The following is a 1,244-nucleotide window of genomic DNA, read 5'->3' as shown; positions in this document are numbered from 1 at the left end:
CCCTCGAGGGGGTTTTCGTTTGTCTTTTTACTGTCCCAATACCTTGTTCAGCAGGTCGATGGCGACCCTGGCGGCCTCCATGGTTCCCTCCAGCCAACGACGCATCCAGAAGGAGTAGAGCCAGGCCTCGGTGGACGTATCCGCCTCGTAGAGGGAGAACGATCCGTCCGTGAGCTCGATATCCATGGCCCCCATATAATAGGGTTTGTCCCCGATCTCCGGGAAGCCCGCAAGGTGGAAGATCGCCCCCCCGTTAAGCGAGGTATACTTCTGGGAGAGTATTTTCTGGAACTTCTTCTGCCAGTCCGCCGTGTTCACGACGGCGTCGTAATAACGGGGCAGCTCCTTGAGTATCCCCTCGAGCTCGAGCGGCTTGACGACATTGCTCACGGCGTTTTTGACGATATTGTCCATCGTGGGGAGCCCGTTCTGCCCCGAAAGGAGAAAGGCGACGATGGGGCCGACCTCCGTGTTCAGGTCGCCGTTGCCCCCCTCCGAGTCCCTCATGGCCCTGTCGACCAGACGGGCGATGCGGATCCTGCCGCGGAGCAGCCCCATGAAACGGGCGTCCTTTAAGATCTCCTCGACGTCGAACTCGTTGGACTTGACCTGCAGGTTCCCTTCGCTCAGGTTCAGGGCCTTGGCCGCATCGACATAGCTTTGAATGTCCTGGACCGTCCGGCTCTCCGCGGGGGCCGACGACAGGAGGAACATCGCTGCGGCAAGGAACGGGAGGAGCAGAAGAAACATCGCCTTTTTCATTGAAAAACGCACCTTCCTTTGATTTGAATGGAGTGATGTGACGGCGAAGCCATGCCGTTATTGTATCCCATCGCCAGGGGAGGGCAAGGATGGTTTTTCCCGCCCTCGCGGGAGACGGGGGATGTGCGGGCACGTTCCCTCTTCTCTCCTTTACCGGCGGCGCCTTTTTCTCTGCGACTGCCCGCCCCGAGCCGGGAATTATGAGGTACAATAAAAATACCGGCCGTGTCGGCCCATGGGATTCTCTCCCCGTGCCGATGTTCCGGTCATCTCGTCTATAGGGACAAATACAGGACAAACAGGAGGATGCTTCACGATGGCCCTGGTTACGTGCAAACTGTGCCGGAAGATCTTTACCGCGGCGGGAGGCCGGACGTGCCCCGCGTGCAAGAAGCGGCTCGACGACCTTTACATGAAGGTCCGCGATTTTCTGAGGGACAATCCCAAGATGGAGTTCAACGTGGATACTCTGTCCACCTCCC

1 protein-coding gene is annotated in these 1,244 nt (G+C 58.6%); it reads right to left on the bottom strand.

Annotated features, from left to right (window positions below):
• Positions 1 to 27 precede the first annotated feature (27 nt).
• Entirely contained in the window at positions 28 to 762 is a 735-nt protein-coding gene (locus Q0176_RS06315; protein WP_299300358.1) for a hypothetical protein, read from the bottom strand.
• Between the last annotated feature and the right edge of the window lie 482 nt (positions 763 to 1,244).

The organism is uncultured Fretibacterium sp., assembly GCF_938040765.1.
Taxonomy (GTDB): domain Bacteria; phylum Synergistota; class Synergistia; order Synergistales; family Aminobacteriaceae; genus CAJPSE01.
This window is presented reverse-complemented; position numbering and strand designations above follow the sequence as displayed.